This window comes from Rhizobium sp. BG4 (assembly GCF_016864575.1).
Classification (GTDB): domain Bacteria; phylum Pseudomonadota; class Alphaproteobacteria; order Rhizobiales; family Rhizobiaceae; genus Rhizobium.
In genome coordinates, this window is the sequence record NZ_CP044125.1 from 2,397,592 (window position 1) to 2,414,446 (window position 16,855).

Sequence of the window (16,855 nt, forward strand, 5' to 3'; positions counted from 1 at the left end):
GAGAAGACGGGGAATGTTCGACGCAAAGAAGCTTCTTGACCAGTTCCTGGGATCGCAGATTCCAGGTGTCGGCGGTTCGGTTCGCGACCGCGCAGGCGGCGCCGTGCAGATGGCCAAGGACAATCCTTGGAAGGCCGGAGCGCTGGCAACCGTGCTGCTCGGCACCAAGACCGGGCGCAGCATTGCCGGCAATGCGCTGACGATCGGCGGACTGGCCGCGATCGCCGGCCTCGGCTACCAGGCCTACAAGAATTATCAGGCGGGACAGGCGCCCGCCGCTCCTGCCGAGCCCGCCCGGCAGCCATCCACGCCGCTCGTTCTGCCGCCTCCTGTCGATTCTGGTTTTGGTCCGCAGTCGCCGGCGGGCAGCAACGAATTCGTGCTGGTGCTGATCCGGGCAATGATCGCCGCCGCCAAGGCCGACGGCCATATCGATGATGGCGAGCGGGCGCTGATCATGGACAAGATGAAGGCCGCTGATGTCAGCGGCGAGGCGGTCGCCTTCATCGAGAAGGAGCTGGCGTCTCCGACCGATCTCGACTCGCTGATTTCGGCTGCGAAGACCGAAGAGCAGAAGGTGGAGCTCTACACCGCCTCGCGCCTGACGATCGAGCCGGATTCGCGTGCCGAGCGCGGCTATCTCGATCTGCTTGCCGGACGTCTCGGTCTTCCCGATGCGCTCGTCGATCATATCGAGGCGACGGTGTCGTCGGCCAAGGTCACGCTCTCGCAGTGATGGCTTTGCCTCAGTGACAATAGGGCCGGTTGCCTTTCCGGGGCGGCTGGCCTATCCACTCTTCGATGAGAGGAGTGACGATGCGCGATCTTTCCACCTACAAGGTTTCCGCCCCCGGCTATGTGACGCTCAAGGGCCGTTATGTGACGGTCGAGCCTTTCGTGCGCGATGAGCATCTGCAGGCGCTCTGGGATGGGCTTGGCGGCATGGGCATCAATCCTCTGCTTCTCTATTTCTCGCAGGACGATTTCGGTGGCATCGAGGATTTCGGCGCCTGGCTCGACAACGCCAAGAAGGGCGGCTGGCTGACGCATATCTTCCGCGACAACGCCACCGGCAAGGTCGTCGGCATGGCGAATTACATGCGCGCGGATGCTGCAAACGGCGTCGTCGAAGTCGGCGGTGTGGCGCATGGCGCCGATATGAAGCGCTCGCCGCTGTCGACTGAAGCGCACTACCTGATGGCCAAGCACGTCTTCGAAGATCTCGGCTATCGCCGCTACGAATGGAAGTGCGACAACAACAATGAGCCGAGCAAGGTCACGGCCGCCCGCTACGGCTTCACCTTCGAGGGCGTTTTCCGCCAGCACATGATCTCCAAGCGCAAGAACCGCGACACCGCCTGGTTCTCGATGATCGATAGCGAATGGCCTGGTATCAACGACGCGTTCGAGGCATGGCTCGCCCCTGAGAATTTCGGATCCGACGGCAAGCAGAAGCGCCGCCTCGAGGACATCCGTGCCGATCTTGAAAAGGAAAGGCTTGTATGAGCCCGGAGAGCCGTTCTCAGGCGATTGCCGCCGCCGTCATCCTACTCGGTGCGGGGCTCGTCATCTATTTCCTGCCGAGCCTGGTGCTCTGGATCGGCAGGTATTCTCCGCCACTGGCTTTTGCCGTGGGCGCCGTGCTGCTCCTCGGATTCTTCGTGATCTTCTGGCTGCGCGCCCGCTATCAGCGCAACAAAGGCCGCTGAGCCTCAGCCCTGCAGCGAGGCGCCGAGAAGCAGGGCGCCGAAGCAGATGACCAGGACTGCGCCGAGGATCTCGATCGTGTTGCCGATCCAGATCGAGGACTTCGAGCCATATCCGGCGATGCGCACAGCGGTGCCCTTCGCAGTGACCGCAAGGGTCGCAAGGATGGCGACGGTGATTGCCGTTCCCAGCGACATGGCGAGAACCGAAAGCACGCCGCCGAGATAGAGACCGTTCAGTAGCGAGAAGGTCATCACCAGCAGCGCGCCGGAGCAGGGGCGAAGGCCGACGGCGATGATCGCCGACCAGGCCTCGCGGATGCTGAATGTATCCGATCCGAGCAGCGAGGGATCGGGCATATGCGACTGGCCGCAGGTCTCACAGGCCATGCCGGAAATGAAGTTGTGGCCGGCCTTGCGGGCCTTGGTCTCGCCGAAGGCGTAGACACCAGATTGCTGCGCGCTGTCATTGTCCTTCCAGTCCAGCATCATGCTGACCGGGCCTTCGGCCGTTGCCACCACTTCGCGCTTCGGCAGGCCTGAGATCATCGAGCGCAGCTTGCGGAACAGCAGCCAGCTGCCGAAGGCGATGACCATGACGAAGCTTGCGATCTCCATCGCATGCGTTGCCTGCGTCAGCGTGATGCCGCTGCCGCGCAGGACGAGCCAAGCGGCGCCGACGAGCGCCACGGCAACGATGCCCTGGATGAAGGCAGAGATAAAGGAGATGACGACGCCGCGGCGGAGCTCGACCTCGTTGGCGATCATATAGGAGGAGATGACGGCCTTGCCGTGCCCGGGACCTGCCGCATGGAAGATGCCGTAGGCAAAGGAGAGGCCGATCAGCGAGGTGAGCTGCCAGGGATCATCCCGCATCGCCTTCAGCGCGCCGGTCAGCGCGCGATAGAAGGCCTGCTGCTCGTAGTTGACATAGGCAAAGAGCGGCGCCAGCGGCCCGCCGATCGGCTGAAAGCTCGGCTCCGCCGTTCCGATACCGAGCGGCGACTGAGCATGGGCGCTGCCAGCGGCGGCAACCAGCATCAGAACCACGGCGGAAAGGATAAGCGGCCTGCCGTGCTTCAGCATGAGATTTCCAGCCTCGTGGCGAAGAGCTTCGACATGTTCGTGCCCGTCGGGTCATTGAAGAAGGCGTCGGTCAGCGATTGCTTGTTCTGCGAGATCACCTGATCCGGATCGGGGCGCAGGACATCATGCTTGCAGCCCTTGAAGCCATCGCCGACCAGGACGAGCTCCTTGTCGCTCGGAAAGTCGATGGACGTATAGAGCGTGGGGTCATAGACGCCGAAGGTCAGCCTGCTCTTCAGCGGCATCGGCTGCGACGGCTTGACCGCGAAGAACATCAGGAGCTGCCCTTCCTTGTAGTCGACATGGATGATGTCCGGCTTTTCTACTGTCACGTTCTTACCGTCGACCGTCAGGTTCATGTAGTAATCGTAGTCGGCAAGGGAATCGCGGACTGTCTTGCCGACTTCCGCGAGCTCGTTCGGCTCCAGCTTCAGATCGGTGTTCTTGTCGAAGTCCATGACGACGGAGGACGAGAAGACTTCGTCGAAGCGCCAGATGTTTCTGAGCTCCTGGATGTTGCCATCCGGGCCGGCCACCACTTCCAGCCGGGCCTCCACGAAAATATGCGGATGCGCCATGGCCGCGGCCGGTGCGAGTGCCAGCAGCCCGGCGATCAGGAACGTGGATTTCTTCATGCGTCGGCTTACCGCTCTGCCCAAATCGGTTGGTGTTTTCTTGCCTGACAATGGGACGGAATTGGGACCGGTCTCAAGGCGGCAAAGTGAATCAGGCCGGTTTCAGCTGTGCTTGCGGAACCAGCCGTGGAGATAGTCCACGAAGATGCGCACCTTGGCCGGCAGGTAGCGGCGGTGCGGATAAACCGCGTAGATTCCGCGATCCGTGGGGAGATAGTCGTTGAACAGGGTCACCAGACGCCCATCCTCGATCGGCTTGCGGGCGATGAAATCCGGGATCAGCGCAATGCCGAGACCCGAAAGTGCTGCACGCAATGTCGCATGCGGGCTGTTGACCTCCATCGGACCGGCAACGGCGACAGCAAAGGAGCTACTGTCAGGATTGTAGAAGCGGATGCTCGCCTGGGTGCGGGCATTGGTGTCGACGATGAACGGGACGTTCGAGAGGTCGGACGGATGCTCGATATTTGGATGGCGTTCCAGAAATTCCGGCGTGGCGCAGATGTGGACGCGGAAATCCGAGATCTTGCGGGCGATCATGCCGGAGTCTTCGAGCTTGGTGACGCGGATCGCGAGATCGAAGCCTTCCTCGATCAGGTCGACGAAACGGTCGTCGGCGGCGATCTCGAGCTGCAGGTCGGGGTTCTCCTTGGCGAAGTCGATCAGGCACTGGCCGACTTCGGCATCGACGAAGGTGCGCGGCACCGAAATCTTCAGCCGACCCTTGAGCTGCGCGTTATTCTCGCGCACCAGATCGGCGAGATTGTCGATCTCCTTCAGGATGTCGGAAGCGGTGCGATAATAGGTGTGCCCGGCCTCGGTCATCGAGAACTGGCGGGTAGTGCGATTGAGCAGCAGGGCGCCGAGTTCGTCTTCCAGCTCGCGCACATATTTGGAGAGCAACGCCTTCGAGCGGCCGGTCCTGCGCGCCGCGGCGGAAAAGCCTTCCGCTTCAACGACATCGATAAAGGCGCGTATGCGGGTAAGCGTATCCATGGCGACCCCCTGCTTCGTTGCGGAAGATTGAACAAATTGCGGCTCTTCGTTCAATTTATTTTTTAGGCCCGGGGTCAAAAAATTTCTTGATTATGACGCCGAATATTCTTATCTCGTCCTCAGCCCAAAGTCGCACGTGCCCATGGGTGTCCGCCGAACCCTCGAATTGGTGAGGAAATCGGTAAGGTACCTGGAATTAACCCCTCCAGTCGCTATTCCGGCCAACCGGAAAATGCGAGGACGCCTGAAGCAACGACGGTGCGGGCCTTTTTGTTCTCTCCCTGCTTTCCATCAGCGGGGTTACTGAAGAGGCACACCTTCATTGCCGGAAGTGCGGTAGGGAACACCCTCCAATCCATGGCAGACAAAGCCGAGTCCATGTCGCGTATGCGGCGTCGATTCAACATTCGCGCATCGAGCGCTTGCTATGGTTCCGGGGTCTCCACCGGCTGGTTCCAATGCGAGCAATCGTATGCCCTTTGTCCTCCGGTTTTTGCCGGAGCTCTGGAATTGAAAAGGGATTGATATGACCACTCAGCGCATCCGCGACTTTCTCGCAACCCGACGTCCCGACGGTCCCTGCCTCGTGGTTGACCTCGACGTCGTTCGTGACAATTTCTCCGCTTTCCGCCACGCCATGCCGGACAGCGCTATCTACTATGCAGTCAAGGCAAACCCGGCTCCGGAAGTTCTGAAGCTGCTTGCCGACATGGGTTCCAACTTCGATTGCGCGTCCGTCGCTGAAATCGAAATGGCGCTGAATGCTGGTGCGACCGCTGCCCGTATTTCCTACGGAAACACGATCAAGAAGGAACGCGACGTTGCCCGCGCGCATGCGCTCGGCGTCAGCCTCTTCGCGGTCGACAGCCATGAGGAAGTCGAGAAGATCTCGCGCGCCGCTCCCGGCGCCCGTGTGTTCTGCCGCGTTCTGACCGATGGCGAAGGCGCCGAATGGCCGCTGTCGCGCAAGTTTGGCTGCGTCCCGCAAATGGCCGTCGACGTTCTCGTCTACGCTCACCAGCTGGGTCTGGAGTCCTACGGCGTATCGTTCCACGTCGGTTCGCAGATGACCAAGGTCGATGCCTGGGATTCGGCTCTTGCCGATGCCAAGCGTGTCTTCGTTCAGCTGGCCAAGCAGGGCATCCACCTGCAGATGGTTAACATGGGCGGCGGCTTCCCGACCAAGTACCTGCGTGACGTTCCGTCGGCGGAAGCCTACGGCCGTGCGATCTACCAGAGCCTCCGTGACCACTTCGGCAACAACCTGCCGAAGACGATCATCGAGCCGGGCCGCGGCATGGTCGGCAATGCAGGCGTCATCAAGACGGAAGTCGTGCTGATCTCGAAGAAGTCGGACAACGATGCAGCCCGCTGGGTGTTCCTCGACATCGGCAAGTTCGGCGGTCTGGCCGAAACCATGGACGAAGCCATTCGCTACCCGATCCGCACCGAGCGCGATCAGGACGAGATGGAACCCTGCGTCATTGCCGGCCCGACCTGCGATTCTGCAGACGTGCTGTACGAAAAGAATCTCTATCCGCTGCCGCTCACTCTCTCGATCGGCGACGAGATCCTGATCGAAGGCACCGGCGCCTACACGACCACCTATTCGGCGGTCGCTTTCAACGGCTTTGAGCCGCTGAAGGCCTACATCATCTGATGGTGCCAGCCCCGTAGCCAGCCGGGGCGGCAAACTCACAATTCCTTTTCATCGCCGCTAACTACGGTATTGGGTACGGGAGGCCACGATGGCCGCTGTTCTTGATTCTGTCCGCGCATTCTTTGCGCCTTCCATTTTCACCATCGATGCCGAGAACCCTTCGGATGTCGTGGCACGCGAGAATCTTCTCGACCGCGCCATGGGCCCGAACCGCCGCAAGAAGTCGTCGGAAAAGATCCGCCGTGGCCGCGTTCCTGCCGAAGGTCTGGCACTCGTCGCCCGCGATGGCGACGCTCATCTGATCGGTACCGTACGTCTCTGGAACGTCGAGGCCGGCGTCAGCAGCGAGGGCACGCCGATCACGGCGCTGCTGCTCGGCCCGCTTGCCGTCGATTCCGCCTATGAAGGCAAGGGCATCGGTGGTGCGCTGATGCGTGCGGCGATTCTCGAAGCGAAGAACCGCGGTCACGGTGCGATCCTGCTGGTCGGCGATGCGGCTTACTACGAGCGTTTCGGCTTCTTTGCCGAGGGTGCTCGCCATCTCGTCATGCCCGGTCCGTTCGAACGCTCGCGCTTCCTGGCGCTGGAGCTGGTCGAGGGCTGGCTTGACGGCGCTGCCGGCATGATCGTGCCCACGGGCCGCATGCTGACGAGCGCGCCGGTCCGGAAGGCGGCCTGACCGGCAACAAGCCTCTCTCCCGAAAGGAGAGGGGCTTTTTTGTTTTCAGCCGGCGATCTTGCCGTTCTCGATCAGCCAGCCGGCGGAATCCTGCACCGCTTCCAGCGAGCTGTAGCGCGGCCGGAAATTCAGAAGATTGCGGGCCTTCTCCATCGAGCAGTTCGGGCTGCGGGCGATATGTTCCCATGTCGCCGCCGCGTCGACTGGCGGCTGCTCTTTCTTCCATTCGTCATAAGGCTTGAAGGCGAGCTTCGGTTCGTGGCCGAACCAGCGATACATCGCCTCGGCATAGCCGCGCAGTGTCAGCGCCTGTTCGGAGACGGCGTGGAAGCTTTCGCCGGTCGAGGCTCGCCAGTTGCCGATCGCCGCCATGAACAGGGCGGCGATATCATCCGCATGGACGTGGTGGACGGTTTCCAGGCCGAAATTCGGCAGCGTCAGCTGGTCGCCACGGGCGATAGTCTCGAAGGCCGAGAGATTGAAATGACCGGCCGGATTGAGCGGCGCCCAGCCGCGGCCGACGATATGGCCGGGATGAATGAGCGTCACCGGCAGGCCGCGGAGCCTGGCTTCCTGCAGGAAGTAATCCTCGATTGCCTTCTTCTGGATGCCGTAGTCGCCGAAGGGCGCCTTTGCAGCATCCTCGCGGGTCGGCACGGCTAGAGAATGTCCATGCGTCCAGATCGTGCCGGTATGCAGCAGATGACCGACATGGCCGTTCAGGGCTTCGCCGAGCTGGCGGGCGCTATCAAGCGTGAAGCAGATCTTGTCGATGACGATATCCGCCTTCAGGGCGCGGATCGCCCGGCCGAAACTGCCGTCGCGCTCGAGATCGGCGCGATCCATTTCCTTCCATTCGACGCTCTTCCAGGAGGCATGCGGCGTGTAGGGCTCCGACCGGCCGCGGCTGATCGCGATCACCTCATGCCCGGCCTCGAGCAGCCGCGGCACCAGATAGGTGCCGACGTGACCTGTTGCTCCGATAACGGCGACGCGTGCCATAGATATCTCCTCCATCCATTCGGCCGGGACTATGTCGCGCCATAGTGTCCTGCGGCAAGGGGCTTCATAGGTTTTCACGAGCGCGTGAGATGCCGAGCACGGCGGATGATTTGTCTCGTGGAGGGCGCTACCTTGCGGGCATGCAAAGATTTCTCGCCGCCCTCATCGTCGTCGTCACCATGCCTTTCTCCGCTTTTGCGGAAGGTCAGCGCCTGGGCGATCTGCTCGAAAGCCTGCGCACCCGTCAGGATCTGACACCGCTGAAATCAGTGGTTATCGCGCGTGATGGCCAGATCGTTGCCGAGCAGGGATATCGTGGTCATAAGACCTCCGAATCCGCCAATATCAAATCGGCCTCGAAGTCTATCATTTCGGCGATGGTCGGTATCGCCATCTCGAAGGGTTTGCTCGAAGGACCTGACCAGAAGATCGCATCGATCCTGCGGGCCGATCTGCCTGACAATCCCGATCCGCGGCTGAGCGAGATCACCATCGGCAATCTGCTCTCCATGCAGGCCGGGCTCGGGCGCATGTCGGGGCCGAACTACGGGCGCTGGGTATCGAGCCGCAACTGGGTGCGCTTCGCGCTCGCCCAGCCTTTCGATGACGAGCCGGGCGGGCAGATGCTCTATTCGACCGCCTCGACCCATCTGCTGTCGGCGATCCTGACCAAGGTCGGCGGCAAGTCGACGCTGGCGCTGGCGCGGGACTGGTTCGAGCCGGTGGACGGTTTCCGCATCGGTGCATGGGAGCGCGATCCGCAGGGCATCTATCTCGGCGGCAATCAGATGGCGATGAGCGCCCGGTCGCTGCTGGCCTTCGGCGAGCTCTATCGTAATGGCGGCAAGACGGCCGATGGCGTGCAGGTCGTGCCTGCCGACTGGATTACGCAGTCATGGCAGCAACGCACCAATTCCCGCTTCTCCGGCGATGGCTATGGCTACGGCTGGTTCGAGCGGCAGATCGGCGGCGAGACGGTGCATTTCGCCTGGGGCTATGGCGGGCAGATGCTCTACATCATCCCGTCACTGAACCTGACGGTCGCCATGACTTCGGCCGAGAGCGGCCCTTCGGCGCGCAACGGCTATCGCGATGCGCTGCATAATGTTCTGGGAGAAATCATCCAGGCGGCGCGGCTTTCGTAAAGCCGCGCCTGAAGGATCAGGTCGAGATATCGACCACGCCGCAATCGCCGGCTTCCGAGGCGAAGGCCAGCAGCTTGCCGTTCTTGCTCCAGCTCATGTCGGTGATGGCGCCCTTGCCGGGGCGGCGGATCAGCGCTTCCTTGCTGTCGGCAAGGCGCACGGCGAGGATCATGCCGTCGATGAAGCCGATTGCCAGGATATCCTCGGCCGGATGGAATTTCACCGAGGTCGCCATGATGTTGGCACGGGTGCCGAGCTCCAACGGCGACTTGCCCATCGGGCCATCCTTGCCCTGGAAGGGCCAGACGATGGCGGCGGGTGCGCCAGATGAGGCCAGCCATTTGCCCTTGGCGGACCAGGAGAGCGACTTCACCTTGGCCGGATAGCCGGTCATGCGCATGTGGCGCGCCTCGGAGCCCGGCTTGATATCGAGCTTCCAGCCATGCAGGGCGTTTTCCTGCATCGAGGTGACCAGGAAGTTGCCGTCGGGCGAGAAGGTGACGCCCGTGTGCGCGCCCTTCCATTCGAGATCGACCGGTTTGGCGCTCATTGTCACCCAATGCAGCGACACGCCATTATAGCGGGCAGCGGCGATGCGCAGGCCTTTCGGCGCGAAGGCGAGGCCCTCGACCGTGCGCTCTTCAGTGAATTCCTTGGTCTCGCCGTTCGACAGGCGCACGAAGGCGCTCTTGCCGTAGGAGTAGGCGATGGCGCCCTGCGGGCCGGCGGCAACCTGGGAAATCCACTTGCGCGGCGCGCTGGCGAGTTCGGTGACGCTGGCATCGGCATTGATGCGCAAGACCTTGCCGTCTTCGCCGCCTGAAATCAGGCTTTCGCTATAGGGATCGCGGATGCAGGTGAGCATGCCCTGATGGGCTTCGGTCACCTTCTCGCTGCCTTCCAGGCGATGGAAGGTGCCGTTGGCATTGGCGAAGAAGGGGGTGTCACCTAAAAATTCGACGGCCAGGATATGGCCGTCGAGATCAAGCGGAGCAACTGTTGGCATCAGGCCGCAGCCTCGCACGCCTTGAAGGAGGCTTCGAGCTTTTCGCGGTCGAGTTCGCGGCCGATGAAGACGAGACGGGTCTCATGCTTCTCGCCGTCCTTCCACGGACGCTGATGGTCGCCCTCGACGATCATGTGGACGCCCTGAACGACGTAACGCTCGGCATCGTCCTTGAAGGCGATGATGCCCTTGAGGCGCAGGATGTTCGGACCCTGCGTCTGGGTGATCTTCTGGATCCAGGGGAAGAAGCGTTCGGCGATCATCTCGCCGCCGCGCAGCGAAACGGACTGAACCGTCACGTCGTGGATCGGCGATACGGCGCCATGGTGATGGTGGTCGTGATCATGGTGGTGATGATCGTGGTCATGGTCATGACCATGCGCGTGATGATGGTGATCGTGATCGCAATCCGGGCCGCAGACGTGATCGTCATGGCCATGCTCGAGGAAGTGCGGATCGTTTTCCAGCGCACGCTCCAGATTGAAGGCGCCTTGGTCGAGAACGCGGGCCAGATCGACGCCAGAGCGGCTGGTCTTGTAGACGCGGGCCGACGGGTTGACGGCGTGGACGATGTCTTCGATCTGCGCCAGTTCTTCCGCGGTCACGAGGTCGGTCTTGTTGATGAGCACGACGTCGGCGAAAGCGATCTGGTCTTCGGCTTCGCGGCTGTCCTTCAGGCGAAGCGGCAGGTGCTTGGCATCGACGAGGGCGATGACGGCATCGAGCTCGGTCTTGGCGCGGACATCGTCGTCCATGAAGAAGGTCTGGGCAACCGGAACGGGATCGGCAAGGCCGGTGGTCTCGACGATGATGCCATCGAAACGGCCCGGGCGGCGCATCAGGCCCTCGACGACGCGGATCAGGTCACCGCGCACGGTGCAACAGACGCAGCCGTTGTTCATTTCGTAGATTTCTTCATCGGACTCGACGATCAGGTCGTTGTCGATGCCGATCTCGCCGAACTCGTTGACGATGACAGCGTATTTCTTGCCGTGGTTTTCCGAAAGAATGCGGTTCAGCAGCGTCGTCTTGCCGGCACCGAGATAGCCGGTGAGCACAGTGACGGGAATGGGCTTCTGCTGCGTGGAAATTGCGTCGGTCATGAGAACCTCGAAGAAATTGGTATACCGCCGGTGGGGGCTTTAAACGGTCGGTTTCATATAAGGAGTTGGGAGCGGCAGTTCAAAGGGTTTTATAATGTTATAAGATCACATTCTGCCGGTGCTGCGTCTCAACCTAGTTCGGATGCGTCGAAGGCATCGACATCCTGCAGCAGCTCGACCAGACCTTTGACGGCATGCGCAATCAGGGCTTCGCCTTTTTCCGCAGTCGCTGCCGCGGCATTGCCGGCGACGCCGGTTTTGTTGAGATCGGATATCTTCCAGCCGAAGGCATGCGGCCCATAGGCGCGCAGATGCTTGAAGCGCTTGGCAAATTCACTCTGGCGCGAGGGAAAGTCGGCGGCTTTCTGCATCTTCACCTTGGATGGATGCAGCGCCAGCATCACCGATGTCTCTATATCGCCGCCATGGATGTCGATCGCCTTCGCTTCAGGTGAAATGACGCCATCGGGGACGCCGAAGCGGGTCCAGCTGGTGGCGACCGCCAGCATGTTGAAGTGGACGCGCGCCTCGGTCGAGACGATCGCCGTCAGCGGCGAGTTGCCGCCATGGGCGTTGAGGAGCACCAGCTTGCGGATGCCAAGATCGTGCAGCATTCCGGCGATGCCAAGCCAGCGGTGGATGGCCTCGCCATAGGTGAGCGTCTTCGTTCCCTCGATATCCATATGCTCGACCGAATAGCCGATCGGCTCGGCCGGGAGGAATGTGACCGGCAGGGAAGGGGGGAGTGCTGCCTTGAGGCGCTCGACGATGCCCTCGGCGATCAGGGTGTCAGTATCGAAGGGCAGGTGGGGGCCATGCTGCTCATGTGCGCCAAGTGGTAAGATGGCGATCCAGCGGCTTCTTTCGTCAGGCGTCAGCGACGGATCGTTGTCCGCAAAGTTTAGTGAGGGGACTGTCATCCGGTTTCAATGCCCCTTGTTTATGACGTGAAGCTGCGCAATGTCATATTGCAGTAAATCAAAGGGATGGCGATGGGCAAGAAGAACAAGGACGGCAAGAAGAACAAGTCCAAGAAGAAGGACCAGACCGAATATACGGTCGCCGATCTCTCGCCCGCCCTGACGCAGGCGGCGCGCTCGATGCGCACCGTGCTGTCGCGCAATCTTCTCGAAAGCGGCCTCTATGCCGGACAGGACGGCGTGATCCTGTCGCTTTCCGAAAGCGACGGCATGACGGCGGGCGGCCTTGCCCAGCGGCTCGGCGTCAAGGCGCCGACGATGACCCGCACGATCGGCCGCATGGAGGCGCAGGGCTTCCTCGAGCGCAAGCCGGATGCCGAAGATGCGCGCCTCACCAAGGTCTATCTGACGGAGCTCGGCCGCGGCAGCGTGCAGGCGATCGAAATGGCCGGATCCTCCTGCGACAAGCTTGCGACCCTCGATTTCTCCGACAAGGAAATCCGCAATCTCGTTCGTCTGCTGAAAGCGATCGACAGCAATCTCCAGGCCGAGGTGCAGCATTTCGAAGAGCCGGACGAAAATTAAACCTGGCTGAAATTTAGGTTTGCCTCTCTGCGTTTAATCTTTTAATTAAACATTTTAAGGGGCGTCGTCATCCGGTCTCATATCGCGCTCCACCATCTTGCGCGTTGCCTGGGGAGGATGCGTGGCTCAAAAGATCAAGCTTTCGACGATTGCCGAAACACTCGGTATTTCAACGGCAACCGTCTCTCTTGCCCTACGCGACAGCCCGCTCGTGGCTGGCAGCACCCGCGACAAGATCAAGGAACAGGCCCGGGCGCTCGGCTATATCTATAACCGCCGCGCCGCCAGCCTGCGCACCTCGCGCTCCGGCATCATCGGCGTCGTGGTGCATGACATCATGAACCCGTTCTACGGGGAAATCCTGAAAGCGATCGAGAGCGAACTCGACCGCAGCCGCCACACCTTCATTCTGTCGAACCATTACGACTCCGTTGAGAAGCAGCGCACCTTCATCGAGACGCTGCTGCAGCTCGGCGGCGACGGCGTGATCATGTCGCCGGCAATCGGCACACCGCCCGAGGACCTGCAGCTGACCGAGGATAACGGCATGCCGGCGATCCTCGTTGCGCGTTCGATGGATGTCATGGACCTGCCGACCTATCGCGGCGATGACAGCTACGGCATCTCGCTTGCCACCAATCACCTGATCGGCCTTGGCCATCGCTCGATCGCGATGATCGGCGGCACCGACCAGACCTCGACCGGCCGCGACCGCTACCAGGGCTATGTCAACGCGCTGCGCAAGGCCGGCATCGAGGTCGATCCGAACCTGCGCATTCCTGGGCCGCGCTCGAAGCAGGGCGGCTTCGAAGCCGCCGTCCACTTCCTGTCTCTGCCGCAGAAACCGACGGCCGCCGTCTGCTGGAACGATCTCGTCGCGATCGGCCTGATGAACGGTATTTCCCGCGCCGGTCTGGTTCCCGGCCGCGACATATCGGTCACCGGCTATGACGACCTCGAGGAAGCATCGATCGCAACACCTGCACTGACCACCGTCTGGAACGGCCAGGCGGAAGTCGGCCGGCTTGCGGCGCGCGCGCTGCTCGATCGCCTTGCCGGCAGCCACGAGCCCGATGGTATTCACCTGATCAAGCCGGAGATGCGCATCCGTCAGTCGACGAGCCCCGTCAGCTCCCGCTCATAGCCCCCAGCCCACAGCCAAGAGGAAAAGCCATGTCCCGCATTGCCATTCTCGTTCCCGGGAAGATACACGATCGCGTTCCTGCCAGACTGCAGGAGCATTTCGAACTGGTACCGGCGGGGCGTGACGCAAATGGCAAGCTGGCAATCGATGCCGAAACGGCGAAGCGCATCCGTGGTGTCGCGGTTTCCGGGACGATCAATGCAGCCGATATCGACGGGCTTCCCGCTGTCGAGGTGATCTCGAGCTTCGGCGTCGGCTATGACGGCGTCGATGTGAAGCATGCGGCCTCGAAGAACGTCATCGTCACCAATACGCCCGATGTGCTGAACGACGAGGTCGCCGACACGGCGCTGGCGCTGCTTCTCAACACCGCCCGCGAATTCCCGCGCGCCGAAAACTGGCTGCGCGACGGCAACTGGAAGCCGGGCGTCAATTATCCGCTTTCGCGCTTTTCGCTTAAGGGACGGCATGTCGGCATGTTCGGTCTTGGCCGCATCGGTCAGGAAATCGCCGCGCGGCTGGAGCCTTTCAAGGTCAAGATCAGCTACCACACGCGCAGCCGCAACCCGGATGTCGCCTATGACTACTATCCGTCGCTGAAGGAGCTGGCCGCCGCCGTCGATACGCTGATCGCCATCGTTCCGAAGACGCCGCAGACCCACAAGGTCGTCGATGCCGATATCCTCTCGGCACTCGGATCCGGTGGTATCTTCATCAATGTCGGCCGCGGCTGGAGTGTCGACGAGGATGCGCTGATCGCAGCACTGAAGAACGGTGTCATCGGCGCCGCCGGTCTCGATGTCTTCTATGACGAGCCGAATGTGCCTGCCGGTCTGCTTGACCTGCCGAACGCCGTGCTGCTGCCGCATCTCGCATCCGGCTCGGTGCCGACGCGCAATGCCATGGCCGATCTGGTCGTGGACAATCTGATCAGCTGGTTCCAGCAGGGCAAGCCGCTGACGCCAGTGCCGGAAACGCCCGTCAAGGCTTAAGCGATGGCCCTAGCAGCGGCCTTCTTCGCCACATAATCGCGCACGGCGTCGCCGAAGGCAGCGAAGATCTGGTTCGAGGCCTTGTCGGTCTCGGCCCAATATTCCGGATGCCACTGGACGCCGACGGCGAAGGCCTTGGCGTCGATGACGGAAACGGCTTCGACCGTGCCGTCTTCGGCGAGCGCTTCGACCTGCAGACGCGGCGCGGTCTTGGCGATCGCCTGGCGGTGCAGCGAGTTCACCTGTATTTCGCCGGAGCCGATGATGCCGGCGATGCAGGAGCCTTCCTTGACGAAGACGCTCTGGCGGATGGCGTACATGCCGTCGCGGTCGACGCCTTCGGGTCTGCGGTGGTCCCAGATGCCCGGCTGTTCCTGGATCTCGCTGGCGAGCGAGCCGCCGAGCGCGACATTGAGCTCCTGGATGCCGCGGCAGATGGCGAGCAATGGGATGCCGCGGTCGATGGCGCGGCGGATCAGCGGCAGGCTGGTGGCATCACGCGCCGGATCGAAGGGGCCGTCGCTCTCCCGAGCCTCGACGCCGTAGAGCGAGGGGTGAACGTTGCTAGCCGAACCGGAGACGAGCACGCCATCGACGCGATCGAGGATAGCGTCGATGTCATAGCCCTTCTCGAAAGCCGGCACGATCAGCGACATGACTTCGGCGGCATTCAATGCTGCGCGGACATACTGGTGTTGGGCGGCGTGCCAGACGGCGCCATCGAGGGTGCGGATATCGGCGGGAACGGCAACGATCGGCTTGGTCATGGTCTATCCGGAAAATCTCTTGGTGATCGCTATTTGAGAGCCGAGAACGGCTGCAAAGTCAACTTCTCGGCGCAATGGCTGGCCAAATTGCGGCAATGGCCTCCGTCCCTCCCGTAAATCGGCTAAACTGCTGATTTTGATGGAAAGCCCGCCTGTGCCGCATTGCTGCCGTGATGCCAAAGTCTCATAGACTAACGCTTGAAACGCGAACGGCTGCATGCTTAGCTCGTCGCCATTGCGACGGGTAGGGAAGAGTTTAGCCGCGCATTGCCATCTATACGGGAGGTTTTTGATGGATCGTCGTTCATTTATCAAGAAGGCGGGTGCAACGGGGGCAGGCGCCGTCGCGGCTGGCGCATTGGCTGCACCTGCGATCGCGCAGGAAAATCCGAAGATCTCGTGGCGCATGACGTCGTCGTTCCCGAAGAGCCTCGACACGATCTATGGCGGCGCCGATGACGTCGCCAAGCATGTTGCCGCGGCGACCGACGGCAACTTCCAGATCCAGACTTTTGCCGCGGCCGAAATCGTGCCGGCTCTCGAAGCGGCCGATGCCGTTAGCTCCGGAACCGTCGAAGCGGCTCACACCTGCTCCTATTACTTCGTCGGCAAGGACCCGACCTACGCGATCGGCACCGCCATTCCGTTCGGTCTCAACGGCCGCCTGACCAATGCCTGGTTCTACGAAGGCAACGGCAATGCGCTGATGAACGAATTCTACGCGACGCAGGGCATCTACGCGATGCCGGCCGGTAACACCGGCGCGCAGATGGGCGGCTGGTTCCGCAAGGAGATCAACACGCTCGACGACCTCAAGGGCGTCAAGATGCGTATCGCCGGCATTGCCGGTCAGGTCATGTCGAAGGTCGGCGTCATCCCGCAGCAGATCGGTGGCGGCGACATCTATCCGGCGCTCGAAAAGGGCACGATCGATGCGGCCGAATTCGTCGGTCCCTATGACGACCTGAAGCTCGGCCTGCACAAGGTTGCGAAGTATTACTATTATCCGGGTTGGTGGGAAGGTGGCCCGACGGTCCACGCCTTCTTCAACCTCGAAAAGTGGAACAGCTTGCCGAAGCACTATCAGGCGGCCCTCACCGACGCCTGCGCTTACGCCAACACCAACATGATGGCGAAGTACGACATGAAGAACCCGGGCTCGCTGAAGCAGCTCGTCGCCGAAGGCGCGACGCTGCGTCCGTTCAGCCAGGAAATCATGGAGGCCTGCTTCCAGGCATCGATGGACCTTTACAAGGACATCTCCTCGAAGAACCCGTATTTCAAGAAGATCTACGAGGATCAGGCCGCCTTCAAGCGCGACGCCTATCTCTGGATGCAGCTGTCGGAATACACCTTCGATACGTTCATGATGATCCAGCAGCGCGCTGGGAAGCTCTGAGCTTAGAAAGCTACCCGCCAACAAAAAGCC

18 protein-coding genes are annotated in these 16,855 nt (G+C 61.6%); 10 read left to right on the forward strand and 8 right to left on the reverse strand.

Going from position 1 to position 16,855, the window contains the following annotated elements; genetic code table 11:
• Positions 1 to 13: 13 nt before the first annotated feature.
• The 3 genes from F2982_RS12240 (at position 14) to F2982_RS12250 (ending at position 1,709) form a co-directional block, all read left to right on the forward strand.
• The gene (locus F2982_RS12240; protein WP_203427983.1) at positions 14 to 736 is read left to right on the forward strand and encodes a tellurite resistance TerB family protein; all 723 of its coding nucleotides are present in this window, start codon (positions 14 to 16) and stop codon (positions 734 to 736) included.
• 80 nt (positions 737 to 816) lie between these two features.
• A complete protein-coding gene (locus F2982_RS12245) occupies positions 817 to 1,506 on the forward strand; it encodes a GNAT family protein (RefSeq protein WP_203427984.1) in 690 nt (229 codons plus the stop codon).
• A complete protein-coding gene (locus F2982_RS12250) occupies positions 1,503 to 1,709 on the forward strand; it encodes a hypothetical protein (protein WP_203427985.1) in 207 nt (68 codons plus the stop codon). Before F2982_RS12245 ends, F2982_RS12250 begins: the two co-directional genes overlap by 4 nt.
• 3 nt (positions 1,710 to 1,712) lie before the next feature.
• On the opposite strand, the gene F2982_RS12255 is transcribed toward F2982_RS12250, so the two are convergent.
• The 3 genes from F2982_RS12255 to F2982_RS12265 all read right to left on the reverse strand — a co-directional run bounded on the left by F2982_RS12255 (position 1,713) and on the right by F2982_RS12265 (position 4,423).
• Entirely contained in the window at positions 1,713 to 2,792 is a 1,080-nt protein-coding gene (locus F2982_RS12255) for a nickel/cobalt transporter (protein ID WP_203427986.1), read from the reverse strand.
• A complete protein-coding gene (locus F2982_RS12260) occupies positions 2,786 to 3,427 on the reverse strand; it encodes a DUF1007 family protein (RefSeq protein WP_112719747.1) in 642 nt (213 codons plus the stop codon). Before F2982_RS12260 ends, F2982_RS12255 begins: the two co-directional genes overlap by 7 nt.
• A gap of 102 nt (positions 3,428 to 3,529) precedes the next feature.
• Entirely contained in the window at positions 3,530 to 4,423 is an 894-nt protein-coding gene (locus tag F2982_RS12265) for a LysR family transcriptional regulator (protein WP_112719746.1), read from the reverse strand.
• Positions 4,424 to 4,949: 526 nt separating this feature from the next.
• On the opposite strand from F2982_RS12265, the gene odc2 reads away from it, so the two are divergent.
• Together odc2 and F2982_RS12275 are read left to right on the forward strand one after the other, a co-directional pair.
• Positions 4,950 to 6,083 (forward strand): ornithine/lysine decarboxylase, encoded by a 1,134-nt coding sequence (gene odc2 / locus F2982_RS12270; RefSeq protein ID WP_112719745.1) that lies wholly within the window; start codon positions 4,950 to 4,952, stop codon positions 6,081 to 6,083.
• Positions 6,084 to 6,171: 88 nt separating this feature from the next.
• Positions 6,172 to 6,762, forward strand: a complete 591-nt coding sequence (locus tag F2982_RS12275; RefSeq protein ID WP_203427987.1) for an N-acetyltransferase — start codon at positions 6,172 to 6,174, stop codon at positions 6,760 to 6,762.
• Between the two features lie 45 nt (positions 6,763 to 6,807).
• On the opposite strand, the gene F2982_RS12280 is transcribed toward F2982_RS12275, so the two are convergent.
• Complete coding sequence (locus tag F2982_RS12280) at positions 6,808 to 7,764, reverse strand: NAD(P)-dependent oxidoreductase (protein ID WP_203427988.1); 957 nt, start codon at positions 7,762 to 7,764, stop codon at positions 6,808 to 6,810.
• A gap of 140 nt (positions 7,765 to 7,904) precedes the next feature.
• Between F2982_RS12280 and F2982_RS12285 the strand changes: the two genes are divergently transcribed.
• On the forward strand, positions 7,905 to 8,909 hold the full coding sequence (locus F2982_RS12285) for a serine hydrolase (protein WP_203427989.1): 1,005 nt from the start codon (positions 7,905 to 7,907) through the stop codon (positions 8,907 to 8,909).
• Positions 8,910 to 8,925: 16 nt separating this feature from the next.
• Here F2982_RS12285 and F2982_RS12290 read toward each other — a convergent pair whose 3' ends face one another.
• From F2982_RS12290 to F2982_RS12300, 3 genes are all read right to left on the reverse strand, one after another.
• Entirely contained in the window at positions 8,926 to 9,915 is a 990-nt protein-coding gene (locus tag F2982_RS12290; protein ID WP_203427990.1) for a WD40 repeat domain-containing protein, read from the reverse strand.
• Positions 9,915 to 11,018, reverse strand: a complete 1,104-nt coding sequence (locus F2982_RS12295) for a GTP-binding protein (protein WP_203427991.1) — start codon at positions 11,016 to 11,018, stop codon at positions 9,915 to 9,917. Before F2982_RS12295 ends, F2982_RS12290 begins: the two co-directional genes overlap by 1 nt.
• A gap of 128 nt (positions 11,019 to 11,146) precedes the next feature.
• Positions 11,147 to 11,938 carry a creatininase family protein gene (locus F2982_RS12300; RefSeq protein ID WP_203427992.1) on the reverse strand — a complete coding sequence of 264 codons (792 nt, stop codon included), beginning with the start codon at positions 11,936 to 11,938 and terminating at the stop codon, positions 11,147 to 11,149.
• 72 nt (positions 11,939 to 12,010) lie between these two features.
• Here F2982_RS12300 and F2982_RS12305 point away from each other — a divergent pair, with 72 nt between their 5' ends.
• The 3 genes from F2982_RS12305 (at position 12,011) to F2982_RS12315 (ending at position 14,659) form a co-directional block, all read left to right on the forward strand.
• Complete coding sequence (locus F2982_RS12305) at positions 12,011 to 12,523, forward strand: MarR family transcriptional regulator (RefSeq protein ID WP_112719845.1); 513 nt, start codon at positions 12,011 to 12,013, stop codon at positions 12,521 to 12,523.
• 121 nt (positions 12,524 to 12,644) lie between these two features.
• Positions 12,645 to 13,667 (forward strand): LacI family DNA-binding transcriptional regulator, encoded by a 1,023-nt coding sequence (locus F2982_RS12310; protein ID WP_203427993.1) that lies wholly within the window; start codon positions 12,645 to 12,647, stop codon positions 13,665 to 13,667.
• A gap of 29 nt (positions 13,668 to 13,696) precedes the next feature.
• On the forward strand, positions 13,697 to 14,659 hold the full coding sequence (locus F2982_RS12315) for a 2-hydroxyacid dehydrogenase (RefSeq protein WP_203427994.1): 963 nt from the start codon (positions 13,697 to 13,699) through the stop codon (positions 14,657 to 14,659).
• Here the strand turns inward: F2982_RS12315 and F2982_RS12320 are convergent.
• Positions 14,656 to 15,426, reverse strand: a complete 771-nt coding sequence (locus F2982_RS12320) for a gamma-glutamyl-gamma-aminobutyrate hydrolase family protein (RefSeq protein ID WP_203427995.1) — start codon at positions 15,424 to 15,426, stop codon at positions 14,656 to 14,658. The two genes, F2982_RS12315 and F2982_RS12320, sit on opposite strands and share 4 nt — an antisense overlap.
• A 292-nt stretch (positions 15,427 to 15,718) precedes the next feature.
• Here F2982_RS12320 and F2982_RS12325 point away from each other — a divergent pair, with 292 nt between their 5' ends.
• Positions 15,719 to 16,825, forward strand: coding sequence for a TRAP transporter substrate-binding protein (locus F2982_RS12325; RefSeq protein WP_130282204.1), 1,107 nt, complete (start codon positions 15,719 to 15,721; stop codon positions 16,823 to 16,825).
• The last annotated feature ends 30 nt before the right edge of the window (positions 16,826 to 16,855 follow it).